Consider the following 25,189-nt stretch of genomic DNA (forward strand, 5'->3'; position numbering starts at 1 on the left):
AGCGCGACGGCGTTCGGCGGCGCGACTTGATTTCATCAGGCGGCTGAAGGATTGTCCCGGCCAGTTCGGCTTGGGGGCATCGGCATTTCCTACGACATTGCAATTGCAGGCGCCGGTCCGGCAGGGCTGGCCGTGGCGCTGTATCTCAAGCGGGCAGGGCACAGGGTCACCATCTTCGAGCGCTTCGAGGAGCCGAAGCCCGTCGGCTCCGGGTTGATCCTGCAGCCGACCGGCTTGACCGTTCTGGCCGATCTCGGCCTGCTCGACGACATACTGGCGCTCGGCGCCCGCATCGACCGGCTGCACGGCGCCGATGCCTCGACCGGTCGCACCGTGCTGGACGTTCGCTACGACGCCCAGCGCGGCCGCCGTTTCGGCCTGGCCGTGCACCGTGCGGCGCTGTTCGGCGTGCTCTTCCGCGCCACTCGGCGCGAGGCCATCGCCATCGAGACCGGCGTCGAGGTCGAGACGGTCGAGGCAGGCGAAAGGGCGACGCTGATCCGAGGCAATGGGCCAAACGCAGGGCCCTTCGATCTGGTCGTCGACGCCAGCGGTTCGCGCTCGAAACTGCGGCAATGCGTTGGCGCTGCGGGCGCGCCGCGCCCTCTGACTTATGGTGCGTTCTGGGCATCGCTCGGCTGGCGTGGCGAAGGTTTTGACGAGCACGCGCTGTCGCAGCGCTACGACAAGGCCAGCGTGATGATCGGCGTGCTGCCGATCGGCCGGCCGGAGCCGGGCGCAGAGAAGATGGCGGCCTTCTTCTGGAGCCTGAAGCCTGATGATGCCGACGCGGTGCGCGCTGTCGGCATCGACGCCTGGAAGGAAAGGGTGGTGCGGCTGTGGCCGCAAAGCGAAGCGTTCACCAGTCAGATCGACAGTTTCGACCAGCTGTCGCTGGCCCGCTACGGCCACCACACGATGAAGATGCCGGTCGCGCGGAGGCTTGCCGTTATCGGCGATGCCGCGCACTCGACCAGCCCGCAGCTTGGGCAAGGGGCCAATATGGCGCTGCTCGATGCCGCGGCGCTCAGCCATGCGCTGGCGCGCACGCAGAGCATCGAGGCAGCGCTCGAAGCCTATGCCAAGGCGCGGCGCTGGCACGTGCGTGTCTTCCAGGCGCTGTCGCTGGCATTCACGCCGTTCTACCAATCGGATTCGGTGGCACTGCCCTTCATCCGCGACAGGCTGGTGGCGACCGTCGCGAAAATTCCGCCGGCGCCGCAGTTTCTTGCCTCGATGGTCGCCGGCACGGTGATCGACCCGTTCAGGCGGGCAGGATTGACGGAAGCGCGATGGGACTTCGGTCAAAATTCAGGTCATGATACGACCTCTTCATAGAGTTTTTCGCCCATGCCGGTTCGCATGCACGCCATGTTCAGAACGCGAGAATCGCAACATCTGATGCGCGTTGTTGCATCTATCCTAGTGATGCTGGCGGTAGCGTTTCCCTCACCGCAGGCGCAAGCCCAGACGCCGGGCCAAGCGAGCCAGCAGGGGGCGGCTGACACCGAAGTGGCGCTGAAAGCCCGCATTGACGCGGCCTACAAGCTGATGATGGACGCAGGACGCTTCGATGAAGGTTATGCGCAATTGCGCGCAACGCTGCTCGATGCCGCCAGAAGCGACCTTTACGACTTCACCGTGGAGAGCTACTCGAACGCCGGCGCGACTTTCCTCAACAACCAGATCCTCGACTACGCCGAAGAGATTTTTGCCGAAGGCCTGAAAACCCGGGCGATGCAGCAGGATGTCGAGAAGCGCGGCGACTTTTATCTCAATTACGCAATGCTGAAGCAGGCCGAGAAGGACTATCAGGGCTTCGTTTCCATGTGCGCGACAGCCACCAATCTATACGCCCAATACCACGGCAAGGAATCCCAGGAACTCCTGTTTGCCAACGATGTGTTGGCGACTGGGGTCGCCGCATTCGGTCAAATCGCGTCGGCGATCAATATCGAACAGCGTAATCTGAAGTTGGCGGCGCAGGTAGCCGGTCCCGATGATCGTTTCATCTGGAAGCTGCAGAACAATCTGGCCGACATGCTGCGCCAGATGGGGGCTCCGACACGCGCCTTGCAATACGATCTGGCCGTGCTGGAGAAGCGGATCGGCTACTACGGCTCGGATCACTTCAACGTTTTGGTCAGCGCCAATAACACGGCACAGGACTATCTGGACCTTGGCAAATACGACGAGGCCTTGCGCTACTTCCAGCAGGATCGAGACATTGCCGTCGTTCTCAAGCAGGAAGGCAATCTGGTCGAACAGGCCGATGCCTGGCTGCTCTATACCAGGGCGCTCTCTAGCGCGCAGCCGCTCGATCAGCCGACGCTGGCAAGGCTGCAACAACTGACCACCGACCCGAACTATCCCGAAATACTGGCAATCAAGATCGCCAACCTGCTCGCCGCGCATTTCGTCGCAGTGGGCGACAGGGAAAACGGCATGGGCCAGCTTGAGCGAGCCCAAAGCATCGCCGAAGCGACGTACGGGGTGGTGCACCCGCTGACCTTTGCCGCGCGGCAGGCCATCGCAAATCTCAAAGCGAAGACGAACCCGGAGAAGGCGGCTGCCGATTTCGCGGCTCTCGACGAAGACATGCTGCGTTGGAATTGGTTCCAGGTGAGCACGGCCGGCAATCCAATCGTGGCCGAGGCCAGCCGCGCCCTCGCCGACGACATGCTGTACGACTATGCGCGCCTCGCAAAAGACAATGCATCGGCGGTGCCGGCGTTTGCCGAAGCCGTGCGCCGCTGGCCGACGCTTGAAAACGAGAAACGCGATCTGTTGCGCAGACTGTCCCGCTTGATCGATCCGAACGATACGGAGACGCGGTATTTGATCCAGGCCGGGATCCGGATGTCCCTGGCCTATCAGGAGGCGGCCTCCAGCGGTGACAGTTCCGACGATCCTGGGGCAGTGCAGCCGGAGCAGGTTGAAGCGGCATACCAAAAGGCCACGGCCAGAGTCATGGCCAAATACAGTTTCAGCCAGGGCGTGGTGGACAAGCCACTGCCGTCGGCCGGCGCCCTGCTGAAGCCAAACGAGGCGCTGATCGACTACTTCATCACCCGCAAGTGGCGGGCGGATCGGGAGAGTGCCCAACCGCTGGAAGACGAGCGCCTCTATGCGATCGTCACCCGCAAGGATCGGCCGCCGTCTCTCTATGATCTCGGCGATCCCCGCCGGCTCATCCCGGCCGCCCGCGAAACACGCATCGCGAAGCTGAGGTCGACGCGCTCCGCGCAGGAACGGGGCGCCGTGACCTTGATCGATCTGAACGCCACATTCACCGGGCTTTATTCCGGTCTGATCGCGCCGTTGGAGCCGTCGCTTGGTGGCGCCGATACGCTTTTCGTGGTGCCGGACGGAAAACTGTTTTCGGTGCCATTCCCCTTGCTGCAGGACGGCAGGGGGGCGTCGCTCGATGATCGTTTCGTGGTGCGCGTGCTGACGCGGCCGGAATCGCTGTTGAATGCCGGCGTCGATCAGAGTTTTCCCAAGACGGGCAGAGCCTTGCTGACCGGCGGGTTGGACTATGCGCGCGGTTCGGAAAAAGGGGCGGAGCCGCTGCCGGGCACCCGCAAGGAGGTCGACGCGATCGCCTCGATCCTGGGCGCCGATCACTATTCGGTCGAAATGCTCACCGGTACAGCGGCCAGCGAGCGGATGCTGCGCAAGGATATGGAGCAGGCGACGATTGCGCATCTGGCCACCCATGGCGCCTACCGTGATGAGAAAGAGGGCGGCGTGGGCGCCGTCAACGCGCTTTGGCAGAGCCAGGTCGTGCTGTCGCAGTCGGGAGACCGGCAGTCGATGAAACGTGATGACGATGACGGTCGGCTCTATGGCATGGAATTGATGAACTGGGATTTGTCGGGCCTCGATCTGCTTGTCCTGTCCGCCTGTGAGACGGCTCGCGGCCAGGAGACATTCGTCGGCGGTTTGCGCGGCCTGCCGACGGCAATCGACATTGCCGGCGCGAAACGCTCGCTGTTGACGCTGTGGCCCGTGGACGACGCCGGAACCGCTGCTTTCATGGTAGGGTTCTACGGCCATCTTGCCGCGGGACAAACCTATCCGGAAGCGCTGCGCCAGACCCGACGCGATGCCCGCGACGGCAAGATATCAGGCGCCCAGGATCCGCGGGTCTGGGCCGCCTTTGTCATGTTCGAGAACTGAGGCCACTCGAAGCACATGCTTGCTCGCGATCCGTGCGTTCAAGCCGATCGTGCCAAAGCAAAAGGTCCGGCTTGACCGCCTTGGCGGATGAGGCTCGACAGGAAGGATCCCTTTGCTTGCAGGAAAGCATGCAGACGCTGCGGATAGTCCGGCGCGACGGCGTGCTTGATCGACGGACGATCATTCAGCGCCTTCCGCCAGGACTGGACGTGCGGCTTGGCGTCCAGGATGCCGAAATCGCCGATGCGGTCGAACGCGTCGAGATATCTGAAGACAGGGCCGTACACCGCATCGACCAGCGAAAAGCGGTGGCCGGCGAACCATGGCGCGCTCCGCAAGGCACCGTCCGCCAGTTCGGCCTCAAGGCGGTCAAACATCCCCGACAGCGCGCGGGACTCGGCAAGGAAACCGGCCTCGGTCGGTGCCGAATAGAGCCGGCCGATGGTGTTCAGCACGGCCGAACCGTATTCGATCCAGGCACGGTGCCGGGCACGGGCGTAGGGGTCGGCCGGGTGGAGGGGCTTGGCCTGCGTCTCCTCGAGGAATTCGAGGATGACGGCGGATTCGAAGATTGTCGTTTCGTCGCCATTTCGCTGGACGCGCAACAGCGGCACCTTGCCTAGCGGCGAGATGGCCATGAACCAGTCCGGCTTGTCGGCGAGGTCGATGTCGACGCGCTCGAACGGCACGCCTTTCTCGATCAGCGAGATCGCCGCACGCTGGACATACGGGCAGAGAGGGTGGCTGACGAGAATGAGGGCGTTCATGGATTTGGTTCCGATGTTAATGCAGTTGCATGCATATAGATGCAATTGCATCTACCGTCAAGCTTGATGCATTTGCATCTATCGTCTAGGGTGGGCCATGACCGAGAAAGCCACGCCTTCGCCGGAAGCCATCAAGGCCTGGGCTCGCCTGATGCGGGTTTCGCGCCAGCTTGTGGAAAGCGTCGAAGACGCGCTGAAGGAGGGCGGCCTGCCGCCGCTTGCCTGGTACGACGTGCTGCACGAGCTTGCCGAAGCGGGAGAGGGCGGTCTGCGGCCGTTTCAACTGATCGAGCGCACCTTGTTTGCGCAGTACAACATCTCGCGGCTGCTGGCCCGGCTCGAGGCGGACGGGTTGGTCGAGAAGCTGCCGGTGGCCGACGATGGTCGCGGGCAGACGATCCGCATCACGGCCAAGGGGCGTGAGACGCGCCGCCGGATGTGGACTGTCTACGGACGGTCAATCGCCGAACTGGTTGGCGGCAAACTTTCAGCGGACGAACTGAAGATGATGTCGACGCTGCTTGGCCGGCTGCGTGATCCGCCTGTCCTCGACTGATCTTGGCCGCTGTGCCGCGATGCCTCAATGAAAGCGTTGGCGCTCGCGGCCGTCGATCTTTTTCCGCGCCGCCCCTTGCGCGCCGGGCCGGATTGCGCAATATGCCGAACCGTAACGTACGGTACGGCTTGCCAGGATGATTGGCTTGGCTGTCCGCGAGGGAAGAGCGTGTTGCACATCGTACCTGACATCGACACCAGCGAGACGCTGACGGAGCGGCAGAAGGCCGTTCTGGATGCGGCGTTGCGGTTGTTGGTCGAGGAGGGCGATCAGCTGACCATGACCGCGGTGGCGCGGCGGGCCAGCTGTTCCAAGGAAACGCTCTACAAATGGTTCGGCGACCGCGACGGGCTGTTGACGGCGACCGTGCAGTGGCAGGCCTCCAAGGTGCGCGTGGCGCCCGTCGACGGCAAAGGGCTCGACCTTGCCTCGCTGACGGCGAGCCTCGAGCGTTTTGCTTCCGACTGGCTGAAGGTGATTTCCAGCGACACCTCGATCGCGCTCAACCGGGTGGCGGTCGGCCATGCCGGTTCTGGCAAGGACAACCTTGGCGCCGTGGTGCTGGAGAATGGCCGCTTCGCGCTGGCCAGGCGCCTGAAGCCGGTGCTCGAGGCAGGGCGCCAGGCCGGGCTTCTCGATTTCGCGGATGCCGAGACGGCATTCCGCAGCTTTTTCGGGCTGGTCGCCCGTGACGTGCAGATCCGTCTGCTGCTTGGCGACCGGCTGGAATTGACTGAGGCGACGATCGGCGGCGATGCCGTGCGGGCGACGCAGCAGTTTCTCGCTCTTTTCGGAGCAAAAACCGGGCCGCAGGGCCTCTGATCTCAAGAAACGGGAAGGAAGTAAAAATGCGCGTCTATTACGATCGTGATGCCGATCTCAACCTGATCAAGGGCAAGAAGGTCGCCATCATCGGCTATGGCAGCCAGGGCAGGGCGCATGCGCTCAACCTCAAGGATTCTGGCGCCAAGGAAATCGCCATCGGCCTCAAGGCCGGCTCGGCGACCGCCAAGAAGGTCGAGGCCGACGGGCTCAAGGTGATGAGCGTGGCGGACGCCGCCAAATGGGCCGACCTGATGATGATGGCGACGCCCGACGAGCTGCAGGCCGACATCTACAAGAACGAGATCGCGCCGAACATCCGCGACGGCGCGGCGATCGCCTTCGCGCACGGCCTCAACGTGCATTTCGGCCTGATCGAGCCGAAGTCGACCGTCGACGTCGTCATGATCGCGCCGAAGGGCCCGGGCCATACGGTGCGCGGCGAATACCAGAAGGGCGGCGGCGTGCCGTGCCTGGTCGCCGTCAACCAGGATGCCTCGGGCAATGCGCTCGACCTGGCACTGTCCTACGCCTGCGGCGTCGGCGGCGGCCGTTCGGGCATCATCGAGACCAATTTCCGCGAGGAATGCGAGACCGATCTGTTCGGCGAGCAGGTCGTGCTGTGCGGCGGCCTGGTCGAACTGATCCGCGCCGGCTTCGAGACGCTGGTGGAAGCCGGCTACGCGCCCGAAATGGCCTATTTCGAGTGCCTGCACGAGGTCAAGCTGATCGTCGACCTGATCTATGAAGGCGGCATCGCCAACATGAACTACTCGATCTCGAACACCGCCGAATGGGGCGAGTATGTCTCCGGCCCACGCATCATCACCGCCGAGACCAAGGCCGAGATGAAGCGCGTGCTGAAGGACATCCAGACCGGCAAATTCACCTCGGAATGGATGCAGGAATACCGCGCCGGCCTGTCGCGCTTCAAGGGCATCCGCCGCATGAACGACAGCCACCAGATCGAGGAAGTCGGCGCCAAGCTGCGCGCGATGATGCCGTGGATTTCGAAGAACAAGCTGGTCGACAAGGCCAAGAACTGATCGAAATCCCCATTATTGCCTTTGCGCGTCCTCGGGCTGCGCCCTGCGGGCACGCAGGGGATTTCGAAGAACAAGCTGGTCGACAAGGCCAAGAGCTGAGCGAAATCCGTTCTTCCTGATCAAAACAAAAAACGGCGCCGCGCGGCGCCGTTTTCATTTTACCTTGTTCGGTCTGACCTACAGCTCAGCTATAGGGCGACCAGCATTGCTGGCGCGGGCCGCCATAGGGCTGGAACGTGTTGTCCCAGGCGCGGTACGACCGGTAGCGGTTATAGCACCACCGGACATGGGCGTTGGAAAGCCGCCCGGCGCGGTAGTAGCGGCGCGGTGCCGGCGCATAGTAGTCGTAGTTGTTGTAATTGTTGTACATGCTGCCGAGGCCAAGCCCGAGGCCAAGGCCAAGGATCGCGGCTGCGCCATCGTCATAGTAGCCGCCGTGATAGTGCCGGCGACCATGGCGCCAGCGCCAATTGTCGCCGCCGTCCCAGTTGCCTCCACCGTTCCAGTGCCGATCGCCGTTCCAGTTGCCTCCACCGTTCCAGTGCCGACCACCGTTCCAGTTACCTGACCGGCGCCATCTCCAATTGTCGTTGTTGAATTGGCGGTCATTGCCGCCCGCCCACTCGTCGCGAACCGGCGTGACCGTTGGCGCCGGCGTGCTTGTGGGAAGCGCCAGATCCGGTTGCATGATCGGTCCGGCAGCTGATGGCGCCGTGATGCCTGATATGACGCCCAGGGCGACAAGCCCCGATTTTACCGTGGATGAAAAGAGCGAGTTCATAACACTCTCCAAGAGCTAAAGGCCCCACGCCTACCCTGGAATGGGCCTACTGTGGATCTTTGCGTCTGAACGGCGGATGAACGGAAAGGTTCCGTCAACCATGGCGCGAATGCCGTCAGGTCCAAACGATCTTGGCTTGTGGTCCTGCGATCTTGTGTTCCGGCGCTCTTGCAGGCAAAGGTCAGGGCATGTCGCTGCGCCTTGCCACCTTCAATGTCGAGAACCTGATGAACAGGTTCGACTTTTCCGGCTATCGCAACCAGCTCAACGAGGATCGGACGCTGGCGCTGTTCGATATACAGAGCGAAGCCGAATACAAGATGCTGGAGCAGGCCCGCGCCATCGCGCAGTCCGACGACACGCGCCAGCTGACGGCGCTGGCGATCGCCGCCACCCGGGCCGACATCATCTGCATGCAGGAGGTCGACAATATCGAGGCGCTGAAGGCCTTCGAATACGGCTATCTGTTCAAGATGGTGGGGCAGGGCTATCGGCAGAAATACACCACCTCGGGCAATGACTCGCGCGGCATCGATGTCGCCGTGATGATGCGCAACGAGACCGCGCAGGGACAGCCGATCGAATTCGTGCGCATGACCAGCCATGCCTACGTCACCTACGAGCAGTTCGGGCTGCACACGCCTGAACTGGCGGCCCTCGGCAGCCAGGCCAATGAACGCATCTTCCGGCGCGACTGCCTGGAAGTCGACATCACCGTCGGCGGCGTGCCGCTGACGCTCTATCTCGTGCATTTCAAGTCGATGGGCTCGCCGCGCAACGGGCTCGACGGGCGCGAGGCGACGATGCCGGTGCGCATCGCCGAGGCGCAAGCGGTGCGGCGGATCATCGAGGAGCGTTTCGGCAAGGACCATGCCGCCGACAAGCGCTGGGCGATCTGTGGCGACATGAACGATTACCGCCAGCGCGTGAAGATCGCCGGCGATGATGTCGACGGCTACCATTTCGAGGTGATCGACGAGGCGCGGTCCTGCATCGACGTGCTGACCGCCGGCGGCTTCTGCGAGAACGTCATCGAGCGTCGGCCGGAAATGAACCGCTGGACCTTCTATCACACGCGCGGACCCGAGGAGCGGCATCTCTGCCAGCTCGACTATATCCTGCTGTCCAGGGGGCTGGCGGCGAAGAACACCACCGCTGTTCCCGAAATCATCCGCAATGGCCAGCCCTGGCGCACGATCTTTCCGGCTGGCCAGGAAGTCGAGCGCTTTCCGCGCGCCGGCTGGGACCGGCCGAAAGCATCGGACCATTGCCCGGTGGCGATCACGCTGGACATGGTTGGATAAGCATAATCGGGCTCGATAGGCGACATTGGGGCTTAGACGCATGAGTTTCGATCTTCCGCGCAATGTCATCCTGCCCGTCGATGCCGTCGACGTCCGGCTCGATCCCGGCCCGCATCCCTTCGCCAGGGATAATGCCGCGGCGATCGCCGAGAACTGGCAGCGCGAGATAGCAGCCAATCCGGCGCTGTTCGACGGCACGGTGGTGCTGCTGTCGCAGCTTGCCTGGCGTGACAACAGCCTGATCGGCCGCTGCCATGCGGTCAACTACTCCACCTTCATGCTCTGGCGGAAGCAGCGCGAGAATTCCGGAGCCGAGCACGCCTATGCCCATGCCATGCTGGTGGCCGGCGACAATGCGCTGGTGGCGATCCGCATGGGACGTCACACGGTCAATGCCGGCCGCGTCTATTTCGCCGCCGGTTCGTTCGAGCCGGTCGATTTCCGCGATGGGCTGGTCGATGTCGACTTCAACATGATCCGCGAGGTGCGCGAGGAGACCGGCCTCGACCTGTCGGCTGCTGAGCGCGGCGAGCGCTATCACGCCTTGTCGACGAACAGCGGCACGGTGATCTTCCGCCGTTATCACGAGCCGGCGCCGGCTGATGAGATCGCGCGGCGAATCTCAGCCTTCGTCGCCAGCGAAACCGATCCGGAGATCCAAGGGCCGGTGGTCATACGCCATGCCGGCGACCTGCCGGACGGGCTGACATCGTATATGAAGCCGCTGATCGAGTGGCACTTTTCCGGCGTGGATTAAGGGCGCGTCTTCTCCTGCGCCGCCTTGCGGTCGTTGCGGGCCGCGACGAGGAACAAGATAAAGCCGATGCCCAGCAACCCACCCATGGCCATTCCCATGGTCTGGCCGACGACTGCCTGGAAATCCGAGGTGACGCGATCGGGATTGGCCATGCCGAAGCGGGCGAGATACCACCAGATGCCTGCCAGGGCGGCCTCGATGATCACCATCGTCACGATCAGTCGTGTCTTCTTGCTCATGTGTCGTTCCCTCGACCGGAGATGTCTTGCCTTAGCATCGTCGACCAGCAGGCGACAGGGCTGTCGATGCAGGCGAGCGTCCAAGGTTGGGGATGGCCGCAGTCGTGGCGGAGCCGGTCCGGCCTTTTACTCGTGCCTCAACGCGTCGATCGGATCGAGGCGCGCACCGCGCAGGGCCGGGAAGAAGCCGAACACCATGCCGATCAGCGCCGAGAAGCCGACGGCGAGCAGGATGACCGCCGGGCTCGGCACGAAGGGGATGGTCAGCGTCGCTGAGGCCAGGCCGGCGAGTGCCAGGCCGATCAGGATGCCGATGATGCCGCCGAGCAGCGACAGCACCGTCGCCTCGACCAGGAATTGAATCAGGATGTGCTTTTCGTGCGCGCCGATGGCGAGCCTGATGCCGATCTCGCGCGTGCGCTCGGTGACCGAGACAAGCATGATGTTCATGATGCCGATGCCACCGACCAGAAGGCTGACGCCGGCGACCGCGCCCAGCATGCCGGTCATGGTGGTGGTGGCGCTGGCCATGGCGTCGGCGATCTGCGTCATGTCGCGGATGGCGAAATCGCTTTCGCGATCCGGCGTGATGCGCCTGATATCGCGCAAAATGTCCTCGACGCGCGGCTGCAACTCGCTGGTCGGCGTGCGGTCGTCGGCGGCGATGTAGATGTTGTCGATGTCACGATTGCCGGCGATGCGGCGCTGATAGGCGTGCAGCGGCATCAGGACGACATTGTCCTGGTCCTGGCCGAAGCCGGTGTAGCCCTTGGGTTCGAGCAGGCCGATGATCTTGCAGGAGGTGCGGTTGACGCGGATGATCTCGCCTTCGGGATCGCCTGCGCCGAAGAATTGCTGGCGCACCGTCTCGCCGATCAGGCAGACGCCGGTGCCCGAGCGGGTTTCGGAATCGCTGAACGGACGGCCCGATACCAGCTTCCAGTCGCGCGCATCGAGATAGGCGCTGTCGGTGCCGGTGACGCCTGAGGTCAGGCTCTCGGTGCCGAAGATGACGCGGACCTGCTTTTGCGAGGCCGGCGAAATGGCGCGCGCGCCGGTCAAATGCGCGACCAGCGTCGCGAGGTCCTTCTCGGCGAGCGGCCGCACCACCTGGTCGAGCCCGCCCGGGCCGCCGGGGCCTGCCGGGTGTCCTGCGCGGACGACCAGAAGATTGCTGCCGAGCTTGGAGATGTCGGCCTTGACCTTCTGCGTCGTGCCCGAGCCGATGGTCAGCATGGCGATGACGGCGGCGACGCCGATGACGATGCCGAGCAGCGTCAGGAAGGAGCGCAGCACGTTGCGGCGGATCGAGCGTAGCGAGAGGCGGACGGTTTCCCAGATCATGATATAGTGCCTGACCCATCCCGAAAGAGCCGGGATGGGGCTCTATCTTCCTGTTTGGCCATGATTCTGACCGAAAACCGGATTCCACTTTTCGGCGTCATGGCTAAGTCGTTTCCAAGTTCACGTCGTCGGAGGCGACATGGCCGTCGAGGAAGCGGATGGTGCGCTCGGCATAGTCGGCGACATCGGCCTCGTGGGTGACCATGGTGACGGTCAGGCCGAGCTCCTTGTTGAGCTTTGTCAGCAGTTCCATGATCTCATGCGTGCGGGCGGTGTCGAGATTGCCGGTCGGCTCGTCGGCGACGAGCAGCATCGGCCGCGTGACGATGGCGCGCGCGATGGCCACGCGCTGCTGCTGGCCGCCGGAGAGCTCGGCCGGCGTGTGATGCTCGCGGCCGACCAGGCCGACCTGGGCGAGCGCCTGCATGGCAAGGTCGCGACGCTCGCGGCTGGCCACGCCGCGATAGATCAGCGGCAGTTCGACATTTTCCGCCGCCGTGGTGCGCGCCAGGAGATTGTAGCCCTGGAAGACGAAGCCGACATAGAGGTTACGCAGCATGGCGCGGCGGTTGCGGTCGAGCCGGCCGGCGTCGACGCCCAAGAAGGAGTAGGTTCCGGCCGTCGGCGTGTCGAGGCAGCCGATGATGTTCATCGCCGTCGATTTGCCCGACCCGGACGGGCCCATGATGGCGACGAATTCGCCGCGCCGGATGGCAAGGTCGACGCCGGCCAGCGCGTGCACCCGGGCCTCGCCCTGGCCGTAGCTCTTCCAGACCTTGTCGAAGGTGATGAGAGGCGCGCCCGCGGCCACGGCCTCAGCTCCGCAATTGCGAGGCGGTGATGACCTGCGCGCCTTCCTCCAGGCCGGACGTGATCTCGGTCAGTTCGCCATCGGTCGAGCCGATCTTGACGTTGACCGCACGCGGCCGTCCGTTCTCCAGCACATAGAGCGTGCGCGAACCGTCGGTGGGGGCCGTTGCGGCCTGGCGCTGGCGATTGCCGCCCGGACGGCCCATGCGGCCGGTGAACAGGTCGCTGAAGCTCCATGCGCGTGCTGCTTGCTGCGTCGGGCGATAGCGGAAGGCGCTGGCGGGCACGGTCAGCACATCTTTGGCCTGTCTTGTGACGACCGAAACCGTGGCGGTCATGCCGGGGCGCAGCAACAACTCGTTGTTGTCGACCTCGAGCCGCGCATTGTAGGTGACGACGCCGTCCGTCGTGACCGAGGCATAGGAAATGTCGCGGATCTCGGCGTCGAATGGCCGCTCGGGGAAGGCGTCGACGGTGAAGCGCGCATGCTGGCCAGTCTTGACGGCGCCGATATCGGCCTCGTCGACCGCCGCCACCAGCTCCATGTTCCGCAGATCGGCGGCGATGATGAACAGCACCGGCGCCTGCAGCGAGGAGGCGACCGTCTGGCCGGGGTCGACCGAGCGCGTCAGCACGATGCCGTCGATCGGCGCATAGATGGTGCTGTTGGCAAGGTCGGTCTGCTGCGATTTCAGATCGGCATTGGCGATGGCGAGATTGGCCTGAGCGCTATCAAGCGCGGCCTTCGAGCGGTCGCGCGTCGCCGTCGCCGCCTCCAGCGACTGGTCGGTCGCCATGCCGCGCCTGGTCAAGGCGGCCGCGCGCACCAGCGCGCGCTCGTTCTCGGCGAGCGTCACCGTGGCGTCCTCGACATTGGCGGCCGCGCCCTTGGCGGAAGCCTCGGCGCGCTCGATCTGCACCTGCAGCTTGGTGGTGTCGAGGGCCGCCAGCACGTCGCCCTTCTTCACCTGCTGGTTCTCATTCACAGAGACCGAGCGGATGATGCCGGAGAGCTGGCTGGAAATATCGACCTGGGTGAGCGGCTGCAGCGTGCCCGTTGCCGAGACCTGGACGGTAAGGTCGGCCTTGGCGGCCGGCACCGTGGTGTAGTCGATCCTGGCGGGCGTGCCCGCATACCACTGATAGAGGCCAAGACCGGCGGCGAGCACGGTCAGGGCCAGCAACACATAGAGCCAGCCACGCCGGCGCGTCTTGCTCCGCCCCTTCTTGTCGAGCCCGAGCGCCGTCGCGATGGCGGAATCCGATTCCGTCTTTGGCAGATTGACAATCTGGTCCACGTCGGACCCCTATGATGCGCAATGTCCCTATCTGTGCACAGATCAGGGTTACCGGTTCAAATATCAAATTAAATTTCGCCCATGTTGGGATTGAGGCAGGAATGCAACCCCGGAACTACTTGCTTTACGATGTGTTTACGACCGTGCGACTGGCCGGCAACCCCCTGGCCGTGGTGTTGGATTGCAAAGGTCTGGACACGGCAGCGATGCAGGCCATCGCGCGCGAATTCAACCTGTCCGAGACGGTCTTCGTGCTGCCGCCGGACAATCCCAAGCATAAAAACCGCATCCGCATCTTCACGCCGGACTATGAAATGCCGTTCGCCGGCCACCCGACAGTTGGCTCGGCAATCGCGCTGGCCGACCTGGCTGGCGAAAGCGGGGCCGGCATCTTCGTGCTGGAGGAAAACATCGGCCCGGTGCGCTGCGCCGTCAGTAGGCATGACGGCGCCGCTTTCGCCGAATTCGACCTGGCGAAATTGCCGGAGCCGTTGAAGCTCGAGGCCGATCCGCAGGCGATCGGCGCCGCCCTCGGCTTGGCGCCGCATGAGATCGGCTTCGAGAATCACCGCGTCGCCTTCTGGTCGGCGGGCGTGCCCTATGTGACCATTCCTGTTGCCAATCTCGAAGCGGCGGGCCGCATCCGGCTGGACAACCAGGCCTGGTCGGAACTGGCGCCGCGCAAGAGCGAGTGGGCCTTCGCCAGCCCCTATGTCTATTGCCGCGAGACGGTGAACCATGAAAGCGCCTTCCATGTGCGCATGATCGTGCCGGGCACGCCTTCCTATGAAGATCCGGCGACCGGTTCGGCAGCGGCGGCCTTTGCCGGCGCCATCATGCATTTCGATGCTCCGACGGATGGCATTTCGCAGCTGTGGATCGAGCAGGGGCTGGAGATGGGCCGGCCGTCGCGCATCCGCCTGGAACTGACCGTGCAGGGCGGAAAACTGGCCTCGGCGCGCATTGGCGGTAACGCGGTCAAGGTGGCGGAAGGCAGGCTGTTCGTCTGATCGCAGGAAGGGTTTGTCGATTTGTCGGGAAATGATTCCGGCAGGGCTAGACATGACCGATGGTGGCGGCTATATGCCCGCCAACGCCGGTTTTTGCCGGCCGAGTGGGTGCGTAGCTCAGTTGGTAGAGCAGCTGACTCTTAATCAGCGGGTCCACAGTTCAATCCTGTGCGCACCCACCAAATTCCTTGAAGACTTGGTGGAAAGACCCTGAAAGCGAGATGCGTTTGGCGCGTCTTAAGCATGCGTCGATTCCGGCGCGAGCCTGCCGAGGCTCGAGCGGCGGTGCGGGCTTGGCTACTGAAGCGTGGGTCGCAAATAACTGAGGATTGCCCGCACGATGGCCAAGACGCCGTCGATGGTGTCGAAGTTTGTCCTGCTTTTACCGACGATCCATTTAAGATCGGGTGATTCGGGCAAACGAAGGTCCTGGCGCACAAACCCGCCCGAAAGTATAAAGAGATCTAGATGTCTCGGATCGCCTTCCGAATAGTAAGGGAATTGGAAGAACAATCTTATAGGGCCACCATATGCGAGCTTGAACGTCATCGATAATCTAACGTTGTGACCAAATCTATCTTCGAAGATTCCGCTGAAACTAAGGTCTCGGGCATCATAGTGATGCCATTGCGTCGATAATCCCAAAGAATCCCAAGCTTTAAGGGTATGCGCCTTTAGTTCTTTGCGATTGGGGAATTTTGCCTCTTCAGGATCATGAGGAAGGGGTGGATCGACGTAACCTGTCTCGGTTCTCCACTCTTCTGCAGCGCTGCGGACGTCTTCAAAAACTTGAACGATTCCCGGGCCTGCCTGCTCGCCGGAAAAGATTGAAATTCGCCATTGAGAAATCATCTCGCACAGCTCTTCGACCGTATGGCCAGATCGTTCTGCCCAATCCTGTGTTGCCAGTATCCACGGCGAATTGTACTTCAGGCCGGCAAAAGCCCCGCTTTTGCTGTCGAAATCCCGGATAATCCGAGCAAGAATATCGCGAAGTCCCTGTTTGGGGTCCCCGAGAATCTGCAAGGGCTCATTCATCAGGTGTGATCCGGGCGTTGCGGTCTACTTCTCCGATACCCCGGCCTCGGCAAAGCTAGCCATCCTCGCATGGCACTCCAGCGCCGAGCGGACGATGTTGACGGCCAGGCAGGCGCCGGAGCCTTCGCCGAGCCGCATGCCGAGATCGAGCAGGGGGGGCAGGCCGAGCGCTTCGAGCAGGCGGCGATGGCCCGATTCGGCCGAAACATGGGCCGCGATGGTGTGGGAGAGGCCAGTCGGATGCAGCCTGGCCAGCGGGGCGGCGGCGGCGGTGCAGACGAAGCCGTCGAGCAGCACGGGTATGCCGAGATGGCGGGCGGCCAGCGTCGCGCCGAAGATGGCGGCGAGTTCGCGGCCGCCAAGGGCCGCGGCGATAGCCAGCGGGTCGGTGAGGGCCGCGGCGTGCCGCTCGAGCCCGGCTTCGATGGCGACCACTTTGCGCTTCAGGCCGGCGTCGTCGACGCCGGTGCCGCGCCCGGTCCATTTTTCCGCCCCACCACCAAACAGCGCCGCCGAAATGGCAGCCGCCGGCGTGGTGTTGCCGATGCCCATTTCACCAAAGCAGACCAGGTCGAGGTCTTTCGTTACGGCGTCATAGCCCGCCGAGACCGCGGCGAGAAAGGCTTTCTCATCCATTGCCGGCACTTGCGTGAAGTCGCCGGTGGGATGATCGAGATCGAGCGGGATGACATCGAGTTCGGCGCCGGCGATGCGGGCAAGCTGGTTGATGGCGGCACCGCCGCCGGCGAAGTTCGCCACCATCTGCACGGTGACCTCGGAGGGATAGGCCGACACGCCTTGAGCGGTGACGCCGTGATTGCCGGCGAAGACGAAGATTTTCACCCGGTCGAGCCTGGGCATGTCGCGGCCCTGCCAGCGCGCCAGCCAGGCGGCGATGGTTTCCAGCCGGCCGAGGCTGCCTTGCGGCTTCGTCAGCGTGTCCTGGCGGGTGGCAACGGCTTTGGCGGCTGTATCGCTGCCGGCAGGCAGGTCGAGGCAGGCGGCGCGCAATTCATCGAGGGATTTGAAAGGCATGGGGGCAAGGTCTCCGGAAGGGAATCAAGTCGAAGGGAATCAGGAAAGCGCAACGGAGGCGACGAGAAGCACCGCGATTTCACTCACCTGCTGCAAGGCTCCGATCGTGTCGCCGGTCTGGCCACCGATCTGGTTGAGGCAAAGGGCGTGGAAGGCGGCAAAGAACAGGCCGAGCAGGATCAGCGCGGCGATGGCGCCGCCGGCCCCGAGCAAGAGGAGCGGGATCGCGCCAAGCACGGCGCCGGCGATCGCGGTTTCAAGCGAGACGGTGCCGGCGCCGGCCGAGAGGCCGTCGGTGCGCGCCGGCGGCAACAGATGCATGAAGGCGCCCAGTACGCCCCGCGATGCCGCGTGCGCGGCAACAAGGGCAAAGAGCGCCTGGGTGGGATCCACCAGTTCCGAAAGCACGTTCCAGCGAATCAGCAGCGACAGGGCCAGCGCCATGGCGCCATAGGCGCCGATGCGGCTGTCGCGCATGATGTCGAGTTTGCGGCCGCGCGACTTGCCGCCGCCAAAGCCGTCGGCGACGTCGGACAGTCCATCCTCGTGCAGACATCCGGTGGTGATCACGGTTGCCACGAGGGCAAGTGCTGCCGCCGGCCCCATGGCAAGGCCGAATCGTTCCGCTGTGGCAAAGACGATGGCGCCGATCAGGCCGACGACGAGGCCGGTGGCCGGTGCGGCCCAGATCGCGGCGGCAAGGCCGCGGCCGCGAAAGTCGAGGTCGGGCAAAGGCAGGCGGGTGAAGAAGACCAGGCAAAGCGCGATGTCGTCGAGGATTTGCCTGGGCGAAAGGGTCAAATTCGGGAGCTTCACGCGCTGGCCCTCGCTATCGCATGGAAGAAGGTACCGCTGACACGACCACGCCGGTAGCCGGAAGCGCCGATCGGATTGCCCTGGCCGTCGGCAAGGTCGGCCAGAGGCTCGTCATTGCCGGTGGCCGTCATCTGCGCATAGTGGAATTCATGGCCCCGGATCAGCGCGCCTTGAACCCCCAGCGGGCAATCGGCGCGCAGCCGCGCCTCGCGATAGCCGAGATTCATCTTTCGCTTGGCGAAGCTGGTGGCGTGTCCGAGCAGGCCGAGCATGCGATGCGTTTCGCCGGCAGCATCCTCCAGCGCTTCGCCAAGCACCATGAAGCCGCCGCATTCGCCATGGACGGGCCTGGTCGCGGCGAAATGCGCCATTCCGGTATGGAAATTCGCAGCGGCGGCAAGCTTGCCGGCGTGAAGCTCGGGATAGCCGCCGGGCAGCCAGCAGACATCGCAGCTATCGTCGGGCGCCTCATCGGCAAGCGGCGAGAACCGAACGATCTCCGCGCCGGCCTTGCGCCAATAGGCTGCGACATGCGGGTAAAGGAAAGTGAAGGCGGCATCCTCGGCAAGCGCGATACGTTGACCGGGGGGCCGCAGCGCATCGCCAAAATCGCCGGCCGCCGGGGCGAGGGGCGTCGCCAGCCTCATCACGGCATCGAGGTCGAGCGATTTCTCCGCCATGTCGGCCAGCCGGTCGAGATGCGCCATCAGATCATCATACTCGCCGGCCTGGACGAGGCCGAGATGGCGCTCGGGCAGGTTCAGCGTAGGGTCGCGTAAAATGGCGCCGACAACGGGCAGGCCGATCGCCTCGATGGCGTCGCCGGACAGCTTGCGATGGCGTTCGCTGCCCAGCCGGTTGAGCACGACGCCGGCCATGCGCACATGCGGATCGTAGGTGGCGAACCCCTTGGCGACAGCGGCCGCCGTGGTCGACTGGCCCGACACGTCGAGGACCAGCAGCACCGGCAGGCCATAGAGCCGGGCAAGGTCGGCGGCAGAGCCGGTTCGCCCCGGCGCGGCCGGAATGCCGTCGAACAGGCCCATGGCGCTTTCGAGGATGACGAAATCGGTGTCGTCGGCCTGTTGCGCGGCCAGCGCATTGAGCAGCGACGGCGGCATCGCCCAGCTGTCGAGATTGACGCCGGAAAGGCCGGTGGCGGCGGTGTGGAAGCCGGGGTCGATATAGTCGGGGCCGGATTTGGCGCCGCGCACCTTCAGGCCGCGCCGGGCGAGCGCGCGCAAGATACCGATGGTGACGCTAGTCTTGCCCGAGCCGGAGCGCGGCGCGCCGATGATGATGGCGCGGGCGGTCATGCCTGCCCCGTCAATGCGGCGCGCATGGCGACTATGCCGCCGACGACGATCAGCGCCGGCGAGGTCAGCCCGGCGGCGGCTGCTTCCTCGGCGATTGTGGCGAGCGTGGCGACGACGGTCCGCTCCTGCGGCGTGGTGGCGGCGACGATCACCGCCGCCGGCGTCGACGGCGCCAGCCCGCCATCGAGCAGAGCTGCCGCGATCAAAGGCAAATTGGCCATGCCCATATAGACCACGACAGGCTGGCCGGTGCGGGCGATCGCCGCCCAGTCGATATCGTCGTCAGTGCCGGCGGCGTGGCCGGTCGCCAGGATCACAGCCTTGTTGATGCCGCGCATGGTGGCCGGGATGCCGGTTGCGGCGAGCGCGCTGAGGCCGGATGTCAGGCCCGGCAGCACGCGGAAGGGGATGTTTTCGCGTGCGAGTGCCAAGGCTTCTTCGCCGCCACGGCCGAAAATATAGGGATCGCCGCCCTTGAGCCTGATAACGCGGCGGCCTGCGCGCGCCAGCCGGACCAGCAGAGCGGTGATGTCATCCTGCTTCATCGAGGGCTGGCCGCCGCGCTTGCCGGCAAAGAACAGCTCGGCGCTTGCGGCAACGGCGACGACGTCAGGTGAAACCAGAGCGTCGTAGACCAGCGCATCCGCTTCGGCCAAAGCCGCCAGCACTTCCAGCGTCAGGCAGCCGGGGTCGCCGGGGCCGGCCCCGGCCAGCCAGACATGGCCCGGCTCCAGCGGGTGCGGCTTGAAATTCAGCCGCGAAAAGGCCCGTTCGAGCGTGGCGTTGCCGCCGTTGTTTTTGGTGTTGCCGCTCACAATCCGTCCCGTCCGCGAAAACGCCGCTGGTAGTGGGCGTCGTACAATGAACTTTCGCCAAAACCTTCCGCTGCCAGCGAGCGGCCGACGAAGATGATCGCGGTGCGCTCCATCGGATCGGCGGCCAGCCGTGCCTCGATCGTTTCCAGCGTACCGGTCAGCACCCGCTCGTCCGGCCAGGAGGCGCGGAAGACGATCGCCACCGGACAATCGCCGCCATAATGCGGCGTCAATTCGGCGACGACGCGGTCGATGGCGTGGATGGCCAGATGAATGGCGAGCGTCGCGCCGGTGCGGCCGAAGCCGGCCAGCGTTTCGCCCGGCGGCATTTTTGAAGCACGTCCGGAAACGCGGGTCAGCACCAGGCTTTGCGCGACTTCGGGAATGGTCAGCTCGCGGCGAAGTGCTGCGGCCGCGGCCGCGAAGGAGGGCACGCCCGGCGTCAGCGTGTAGGGGATGCCGTGCTTTCCCAGCCGGCGGATCTGTTCGGCAACGGCGCTCCACACCGACAGGTCGCCGGAATGCAGGCGGGCGACATCATGGCCCGATTTGTGTGCCTCGACATAGGCCGCCTCGATCTCGTCGAGCGACATCGGCGCGGTGTCGATCAGTTTCGTCCCCGGCGCGCAATGCTGCAGCAATTCAGGCGCGACGATCGAGCCGGCATGCAGGCAGACCGGGCAGCTTGCCAGGAGCCTTGCGCCACGCAGCGTGATGAGGTCGGCCGCACCCGGACCGGCGCCGATGAAATGAACGGTCATGGCGCGTCTCCGCTGATGGCGATGGCGCAGGTGACCGGGCCGAGCACGATGCGGGGGCCAAGCAGCTTTGCGCCGGTGCCGGCCACGGCAAGGGCGGATGCCTCGGAAACCGAGGGCGTGCCGGCGACTGCTTGCGACAGGTCGGAGTGGCTCAGCGTGTCCCCTGCGGCGCCACGAAGGGCCGCGTCATCGACGATGATGAGCGGAAGGTTCAACGTGCGGCCGGCGGCGGCAATCGCCGCTTCATCCTTCTTCGGTGCGGCAGTTGCCAGTGCGGAAAGCGCCGTCACGGCCAGCCCATGCGCTTCGAGAGCGGTTTCAATCGCGGCAAGCACGTCTTCAGCGCTCACGCCTTTGCGGCTGCCGATGCCTGCGACCATCATGGCTTCACCCAGCTCCATTGGGTGACCGGCATTGCCGGCCGCCAGGCCTGCATCGAGCCGACCGGAGATGCGCGAGAGATGTTTATCCGGGTAAGATCGCCGCCGAGCTTTGTGTGCTGCGCGAGAAGAAAGGCTTCCATCTCCAGCGTCACAGCGTTGGCGACGAGCCGGCCGCCGGAACGCAGCGCCTTGATGGCAGCGTTCAACACGCCGGTATCGCTGCCGCCGCCGCCGATGAAGATCGCGTCCGGCGTGTCCAGTCTGGCCAGCGCCTTGGGCGCGCTGCCTTCCACCACGACAAGGCCGGGAACGCCACAGGCGGCGGCGTTGCGGTGGATGCGGGCGGCGCGGGTCGGATCGGCTTCGATGGCGATCGTTCGCATCAAGGGGTGCGCCAGCATCCATTCGATGCCGATGGAGCCCGAGCCGGCGCCGATGTCCCACAGCAATTCGCCGCGCCTCGGCGCCAGCGACGACAGGGTGATGGCGCGGATTTCGCGTTTGGTGATCTGGCCGTCATGGTCGAACAGGTGGTCGGCAAGACCAACCGTGAGCGGCAAGACGCGGGCTTGCGGGTTCGAATCAATTTCGATCGCCAGCACGTTGAGTGGATTGATGTTTTCGACGTCGAAGGCATCCGCGCGGGCGGCGCGCTGGTTCTCCTTTGGCCCGCCCAGCGCCTCAAGAACCGTCAACCGCGAGGCGCCGAAATCGAGTTCGGTGAGCAGGCGGGCAATTGCATCAGGCGCTTCGGCATCAGATGTCAGCGCCAGGATGCGCGCATTGGGCTGCAGCAACGGCCGGATCAGGTCGAGTGGCCGGCCATGCAGCGAGACGATCTCGATATCCTGCAGCGCCCAGCCAAGGCGGGCGGCGGCCAGCGAAACCGCCGACGGCGCGGGGATGACATGCATCTCCCGCGGCTTGACCTTGCGGGCGAGGGTGGCGCCCACGCCGTGGAAAAAAGGATCGCCGGAGGCGAGCACACAGACGTTTCTGCCGGCAAGCGCCAGCACATCGGCCATCCCGGCATCGAATGGCACCGGCCAGGGCCGCGGCTCGCCCTTGGCGAAGGACGCGACCAGCGCCAGATGCCGCTTGCCGCCGAAGATGATCTCGGCCTTGGCAATCCGCTGCTTGGCCTCGTCGCCGAGACCCGCTAAACCGTCCTCGCCGATGCCGATCACCGTCAGCCATTTCGGCCTGGCGCCGCGCGAACTTTCAGCAGGCATGATGACCCACCGCATTCTGATCCTCGGCGGCACCACGGAAGCCCGGCAACTGGCCGTCAAACTGGCGGTACGCGCCTCGGTCACGCTGTCGCTGGCCGGCCGCACGGAAAACCCGATCGCGCAAGGCGTGCCAGTGCGAAGCGGAGGCTTTGGCGGCGCCGAGGGGCTGGCCGCCTATCTCCGGGAGACCGGCACCGGTCTGCTGATCGACGCCACACATCCTTACGCGGCGCGAATCGCCGCCAATGCCGCGCAAGCGGCGCGGCTGACCGGTGTGCCGATCCTTGCTTTGCGCCGCCCCGGCTGGGAGCCAGTCGAAGGCGACCGCTGGACGCTGGTCGATACAACAGGCGATGCCGTGCGAGCGCTTGGCCCGGCGCCGCGGCGCGTCTTCCTGGCGCTTGGCCGGCAAGAGGTTGCTGCCTTCGAAGCAGCCCCCCGGCATCACTACCTCATTCGCAGCGTCGATCCGGTCGAGCCGCAGCTGGCCGTGCCGGATGCGACCTATCTGCTGGCGCGCGGGCCGTTTGGCGAGGCGGAAGAACGCGCGCTGCTCGAAAAGCATCGCATCGACGTGGTCGTCTCCAAGAACAGCGGCGGCGCTGCCACGTACGGCAAGATTGCCGCCGCGCGATCGCTTGGCATCGAGGTGATCATGGTCCGCAGGCCTGATCTGCCGGAGGTGCCTTCGGCTCAAACCGTCGATGAGCTCGCCGCGATGGTGGATCATTTCGTCGAGCCCGCTGCCGAGCGTGGCGTGTAGACCAGCGCCGGTTTGTCGCCGCGCTTGATGATACGGGTTTCCGGCGAGCCGATGATGATGCAGGTCGCCATGTCGGCCTTTTGCGCGTCGACATCGGCCAGCAGATAAACCTCGATGCGCTCGTCCGGACGGCCGGCGGCGTGGCCGAAAATGACTGGCGTGGTTCCGGGCAGGATCGCGGTCAGGCACTCGAAGGCGCGGCCAAGCTGCCAGGGGCGCGCCTTGCTGATCGGGTTGTAGAGCGCGATGACGAAGCCGGCGCCGGCCGCCGCCAGCAGACGCAGCTCGATCAGGTCCCACGGCTTCAGATTGTCGGACAGCGAAATGGCGCAGAAATCATGACCGAGCGGGGCGCCGATACGGGCGGCGACAGCGAGCATTGCGGTGATGCCAGGCACGACGGCGACATCGACCGCGCGCCATTCGGCCGGGCCGGCCTCGATCGCCTCGCAGACGGCCGCGGCCATGGCAAAGACGCCGGGATCGCCGCCGGAAACCACGGCAACGTCGTGGCCCTCGGCGGCCTTGATCAAGGCATCCTTGGAGCGGGCGAGTTCCTCGCGGTTGTCGGACGCGACACGAGCCTGGTCCGGGCGCAGTTCGAGCCGGTCGAGATAGGGCTTGTAGCCATAGAAGAACTTCGCTTCGGCCACGGCGCGGCTGGCTTCAGGGGTGACCTGGTCGGCATTGCCGGGCCCGAGACCGATGACGGTGAGACGGCCGCTCATGCCTGCGCTCCCAACGCCCCGGGCCGGCCGGACCAGCCGGCGACCAATATGATGGCGAAATAGGGCGCCTTGTCGTCCCGTTTGTCGGCGAGCTTCATCGAGACGCTGCCGGCCATGGTGCCGCGCTCGACATAGACGGCGCGGGTCAGCTTGCCGGTGGCTTCCAGCGCACGCCTGATCTTGGGCAGATTGCGGCCGACCTTCATGATGACGGCGGCATCGGTGTCGGCCAGCCGACGGGTCAACTCGAATTCGCTCATCGTGCCGGGCAGCACGGTCAGCACGTCATCGCCCTGGACGATCGGAACACCGGTCTGCGACCAGCAGCCGGACATAGCGGTGACGCCGGGAATGACCTCGGTCGGGAAACGATGGGCGAGACGCACATGCAGATGCATGTAGGAGCCGTAGAACAGCGGGTCGCCTTCGGACAGGACGGCAACCATTCGGCCTGCTTCGAGATGTTCGGCGACCTTTTGCGCCGACTCCTCGTAGAAACCGGTAATCTGCGAGCGATAGTCGTCGTGATCCTTGTCGATCTCGGTGGTGACGGGATAGAGCAGCGGCAGTTCCAGCATATCCGGGCGGAAGCGCGCCTCGACGATGGCCCGCGCATTGCTGTTGTTGCCGCGCTTGGCGAAGTACGCCACGACATCGGCTTCGGCCAGGGCCCGCGCGGCCTTCAGAGTCAACAGTTCGGGGTCGCCGGGACCGGTGCCGACGCCAACGAGCTTGCCTTTGGGAAGCGCGTTCACAGGCCGGGCCTCGCCAGGGAATTGAGCGCGGCGGCGGTCATGGCACTGCCGCCGAGCCTGCCGCGCACGATGGCATAGGGCACGCCGTAGGAATTCTCGGCCAGCGCATCCTTCGATTCGGCGGCGCCGACGAAGCCCACGGGCATGCCGATGATGGCCGCCGGCTTCGGTGCGCCGTCGCGCAGTTTCTCCAGGAGATAGAAGAGTGCGGTCGGCGCATTGCCGATGGCGACGACGGAGCCGGCCATGCGTTCGCCCCACAGGTCGATCGCGGCGGCGGAGCGGGTGTTGCCGATGGCTTTGGCAATGTCGTGCGTGCGCGGGTCGCGCAGTGTGCAGATCACCTCGTTGCCGGCCGGCAACCGGGCGCGGGTGACACCGTGCGAAACCATTTCCGCATCGCAGAAGATCGGCGCGGCGGCGGCAAGAGCGCTGCGCGCGGCGGTGACGAAGTCAGGCGAGAAAACGAAATGGCTCGATGCTTCGACCTGGCCGCAGGCATGGATCATGCGGATGGCGACATCGGCCTCGGCTTCGGAGAAGCGCGAAAGGTTCGCCTCGTCGCGGATGATGGCGAAGGAGCGCTCGTAGATCGCCGTGCCGTCGTGGATGTAGTCGTAGGCGGCCATGC

Annotated in this window: 26 protein-coding genes and 1 tRNA gene; 10 read left to right on the plus strand and 17 right to left on the minus strand. The window is 64.8% G+C overall.

Going from position 1 to position 25,189, the window contains the following annotated elements; all coding sequences use genetic code 11:
- The first annotated feature begins 51 nt into the window (after positions 1-51).
- Both CK227_RS20700 and CK227_RS20705 read left to right on the plus strand, forming a co-directional pair.
- On the plus strand, positions 52-1,338 hold the full coding sequence (locus tag CK227_RS20700; RefSeq protein ID WP_143750513.1) for an NAD(P)/FAD-dependent oxidoreductase: 1,287 nt from the start codon (positions 52-54) through the stop codon (positions 1,336-1,338).
- Positions 1,339-1,401: 63 nt separating this feature from the next.
- Positions 1,402-4,182: a CHAT domain-containing tetratricopeptide repeat protein gene (locus tag CK227_RS20705; protein ID WP_179296435.1), complete on the plus strand. Its 2,781-nt coding sequence runs from the start codon at positions 1,402-1,404 to the stop codon at positions 4,180-4,182.
- 38 nt (positions 4,183-4,220) lie between these two features.
- Here CK227_RS20705 and CK227_RS20710 read toward each other — a convergent pair whose 3' ends face one another.
- Positions 4,221-4,949 carry a glutathione S-transferase family protein gene (locus CK227_RS20710; RefSeq protein WP_095773049.1) on the minus strand — a complete coding sequence of 243 codons (729 nt, stop codon included), beginning with the start codon at positions 4,947-4,949 and terminating at the stop codon, positions 4,221-4,223.
- Positions 4,950-5,046: 97 nt separating this feature from the next.
- On the opposite strand from CK227_RS20710, the gene CK227_RS20715 reads away from it, so the two are divergent.
- From CK227_RS20715 to ilvC, 3 genes are all read left to right on the plus strand, one after another.
- Entirely contained in the window at positions 5,047-5,505 is a 459-nt protein-coding gene (locus CK227_RS20715; protein WP_095773048.1) for a MarR family winged helix-turn-helix transcriptional regulator, read from the plus strand.
- Between the two features lie 168 nt (positions 5,506-5,673).
- A complete protein-coding gene (locus tag CK227_RS20720; protein WP_095773047.1) occupies positions 5,674-6,327 on the plus strand; it encodes a TetR/AcrR family transcriptional regulator in 654 nt (217 codons plus the stop codon).
- A gap of 26 nt (positions 6,328-6,353) precedes the next feature.
- Positions 6,354-7,373, plus strand: a complete 1,020-nt coding sequence (gene ilvC / locus CK227_RS20725) for a ketol-acid reductoisomerase (RefSeq protein WP_010910140.1) — start codon at positions 6,354-6,356, stop codon at positions 7,371-7,373.
- Between the two features lie 184 nt (positions 7,374-7,557).
- Here the strand turns inward: ilvC and CK227_RS20730 are convergent, their stop codons facing one another.
- Entirely contained in the window at positions 7,558-8,154 is a 597-nt protein-coding gene (locus CK227_RS20730) for a BA14K family protein (RefSeq protein WP_095773046.1), read from the minus strand.
- 188 nt (positions 8,155-8,342) lie between these two features.
- Here CK227_RS20730 and CK227_RS20735 point away from each other — a divergent pair, with 188 nt between their 5' ends.
- Complete coding sequence (locus CK227_RS20735) at positions 8,343-9,458, plus strand: endonuclease/exonuclease/phosphatase family protein (protein ID WP_095773045.1); 1,116 nt, start codon at positions 8,343-8,345, stop codon at positions 9,456-9,458.
- Positions 9,459-9,498: 40 nt separating this feature from the next.
- Positions 9,499-10,215, plus strand: coding sequence for a hypothetical protein (locus CK227_RS20740; protein WP_095773044.1), 717 nt, complete (start codon positions 9,499-9,501; stop codon positions 10,213-10,215).
- Here CK227_RS20740 and CK227_RS20745 read toward each other — a convergent pair.
- From CK227_RS20745 to CK227_RS20760, 4 genes are all read right to left on the minus strand, one after another.
- Positions 10,212-10,454: a hypothetical protein gene (locus CK227_RS20745; RefSeq protein WP_095773043.1), complete on the minus strand. Its 243-nt coding sequence runs from the start codon at positions 10,452-10,454 to the stop codon at positions 10,212-10,214. The genes CK227_RS20740 and CK227_RS20745 overlap by 4 nt on opposite strands.
- A 126-nt stretch (positions 10,455-10,580) precedes the next feature.
- A complete protein-coding gene (locus tag CK227_RS20750) occupies positions 10,581-11,798 on the minus strand; it encodes an ABC transporter permease (protein WP_095773042.1) in 1,218 nt (405 codons plus the stop codon).
- 103 nt (positions 11,799-11,901) lie between these two features.
- Positions 11,902-12,609, minus strand: coding sequence for an ABC transporter ATP-binding protein (locus CK227_RS20755; RefSeq protein WP_095773041.1), 708 nt, complete (start codon positions 12,607-12,609; stop codon positions 11,902-11,904).
- 4 nt (positions 12,610-12,613) lie between these two features.
- The gene (locus tag CK227_RS20760) at positions 12,614-13,906 is read right to left on the minus strand and encodes an efflux RND transporter periplasmic adaptor subunit (protein WP_095773040.1); all 1,293 of its coding nucleotides are present in this window, start codon (positions 13,904-13,906) and stop codon (positions 12,614-12,616) included.
- A gap of 101 nt (positions 13,907-14,007) precedes the next feature.
- Here CK227_RS20760 and CK227_RS20765 point away from each other — a divergent pair, with 101 nt between their 5' ends.
- Together CK227_RS20765 and CK227_RS20770 are read left to right on the plus strand one after the other, a co-directional pair.
- Positions 14,008-14,916, plus strand: coding sequence for a PhzF family phenazine biosynthesis protein (locus CK227_RS20765; protein ID WP_095773039.1), 909 nt, complete (start codon positions 14,008-14,010; stop codon positions 14,914-14,916).
- Positions 14,917-15,022: 106 nt separating this feature from the next.
- Positions 15,023-15,098 (plus strand) — tRNA-Lys (locus CK227_RS20770).
- Between the two features lie 115 nt (positions 15,099-15,213).
- On the opposite strand, the gene CK227_RS20775 is transcribed toward CK227_RS20770, so the two are convergent.
- The 8 genes from CK227_RS20775 to cbiE are packed head-to-tail and all read right to left on the minus strand — an operon-like array spanning position 15,214 to position 22,312.
- On the minus strand, positions 15,214-15,954 hold the full coding sequence (locus CK227_RS20775; RefSeq protein ID WP_095773038.1) for a hypothetical protein: 741 nt from the start codon (positions 15,952-15,954) through the stop codon (positions 15,214-15,216).
- 24 nt (positions 15,955-15,978) lie between these two features.
- Positions 15,979-16,989 carry a nicotinate-nucleotide--dimethylbenzimidazole phosphoribosyltransferase gene (gene cobT, locus CK227_RS20780; protein ID WP_095773037.1) on the minus strand — a complete coding sequence of 337 codons (1,011 nt, stop codon included), beginning with the start codon at positions 16,987-16,989 and terminating at the stop codon, positions 15,979-15,981.
- 39 nt (positions 16,990-17,028) lie between these two features.
- Positions 17,029-17,805 (minus strand): adenosylcobinamide-GDP ribazoletransferase, encoded by a 777-nt coding sequence (locus CK227_RS20785; RefSeq protein WP_095773036.1) that lies wholly within the window; start codon positions 17,803-17,805, stop codon positions 17,029-17,031.
- Positions 17,802-19,121 carry a cobyrinate a,c-diamide synthase gene (locus CK227_RS20790; RefSeq protein ID WP_095773035.1) on the minus strand — a complete coding sequence of 440 codons (1,320 nt, stop codon included), beginning with the start codon at positions 19,119-19,121 and terminating at the stop codon, positions 17,802-17,804. Before CK227_RS20790 ends, CK227_RS20785 begins: the two co-directional genes overlap by 4 nt.
- Positions 19,118-19,936 (minus strand): uroporphyrinogen-III C-methyltransferase, encoded by an 819-nt coding sequence (gene cobA / locus CK227_RS20795; RefSeq protein WP_095773034.1) that lies wholly within the window; start codon positions 19,934-19,936, stop codon positions 19,118-19,120. The genes CK227_RS20790 and cobA overlap by 4 nt, the downstream gene beginning before the upstream one ends.
- The gene (cobM, locus tag CK227_RS20800; protein WP_095773033.1) at positions 19,933-20,697 is read right to left on the minus strand and encodes a precorrin-4 C(11)-methyltransferase; all 765 of its coding nucleotides are present in this window, start codon (positions 20,695-20,697) and stop codon (positions 19,933-19,935) included. Before cobM ends, cobA begins: the two co-directional genes overlap by 4 nt.
- Complete coding sequence (locus CK227_RS20805; RefSeq protein WP_095773122.1) at positions 20,694-21,080, minus strand: cobalamin biosynthesis protein; 387 nt, start codon at positions 21,078-21,080, stop codon at positions 20,694-20,696. The genes cobM and CK227_RS20805 overlap by 4 nt, the downstream gene beginning before the upstream one ends.
- Complete coding sequence (gene cbiE / locus CK227_RS20810; RefSeq protein ID WP_095773032.1) at positions 21,077-22,312, minus strand: precorrin-6y C5,15-methyltransferase (decarboxylating) subunit CbiE; 1,236 nt, start codon at positions 22,310-22,312, stop codon at positions 21,077-21,079. Before cbiE ends, CK227_RS20805 begins: the two co-directional genes overlap by 4 nt.
- A gap of 1 nt (position 22,313) precedes the next feature.
- On the opposite strand from cbiE, the gene CK227_RS20815 reads away from it, so the two are divergent.
- Complete coding sequence (locus CK227_RS20815) at positions 22,314-23,075, plus strand: cobalt-precorrin-6A reductase (RefSeq protein ID WP_095773121.1); 762 nt, start codon at positions 22,314-22,316, stop codon at positions 23,073-23,075.
- Here CK227_RS20815 and CK227_RS20820 read toward each other — a convergent pair.
- Genes CK227_RS20820 through CK227_RS20830 form a run of 3 tightly spaced genes read right to left on the minus strand, consistent with a single transcriptional unit; the run spans position 23,039 to position 25,187 of the window.
- The gene (locus tag CK227_RS20820) at positions 23,039-23,803 is read right to left on the minus strand and encodes a precorrin-3B C(17)-methyltransferase (protein ID WP_095773031.1); all 765 of its coding nucleotides are present in this window, start codon (positions 23,801-23,803) and stop codon (positions 23,039-23,041) included. The genes CK227_RS20815 and CK227_RS20820 overlap by 37 nt on opposite strands.
- Positions 23,800-24,558, minus strand: coding sequence for a precorrin-2 C(20)-methyltransferase (locus CK227_RS20825; protein WP_095773030.1), 759 nt, complete (start codon positions 24,556-24,558; stop codon positions 23,800-23,802). Before CK227_RS20825 ends, CK227_RS20820 begins: the two co-directional genes overlap by 4 nt.
- Positions 24,555-25,187 carry a precorrin-8X methylmutase gene (locus CK227_RS20830; protein ID WP_095773120.1) on the minus strand — a complete coding sequence of 211 codons (633 nt, stop codon included), beginning with the start codon at positions 25,185-25,187 and terminating at the stop codon, positions 24,555-24,557. The genes CK227_RS20825 and CK227_RS20830 overlap by 4 nt, the downstream gene beginning before the upstream one ends.
- Between the last annotated feature and the right edge of the window lie 2 nt (positions 25,188-25,189).

Origin of the sequence: Mesorhizobium sp. WSM4308 (assembly GCF_002294905.1) — a bacterium.
Taxonomy (GTDB): Bacteria; Pseudomonadota; Alphaproteobacteria; order Rhizobiales; family Rhizobiaceae; genus Mesorhizobium.